The 252-nt window shown below is 48.8% G+C and carries 1 rRNA gene; it reads right to left on the bottom strand.

Annotated features, from left to right (window positions below):
- Positions 1-252, bottom strand: a 23S ribosomal RNA gene (locus tag ATB76_RS26970); the annotation flags it as partial.

Below are 252 nucleotides of genomic sequence, written 5' to 3'. Positions count from 1 at the left end.
CCCCTAGCCACAAGTCATCCGCTAATTTTTCAACATTAGTCGGTTCGGTCCTCCAATTGATGTTACTCAATCTTCAACCTGCCCATGGCTAGATCACCTGGTTTCGGGTCTATATCCAGCGACTAAGTCGCGCAGTTAACACTCGCTTTCGCTACGGCTCCCCTAGATGGTTAACCTTGCCACTGAATATAAGTCGCTGACCCATTATACAAAAGGTACGCAGTCACACCACGAAGGTGCTCCTACTGCTTG

The organism is Vibrio sp. MOR3, assembly GCF_001557775.1.
Lineage (GTDB): Bacteria > Pseudomonadota > Gammaproteobacteria > Enterobacterales > Vibrionaceae > Vibrio > Vibrio jasicida.
This window is presented reverse-complemented; position numbering and strand designations above follow the sequence as displayed.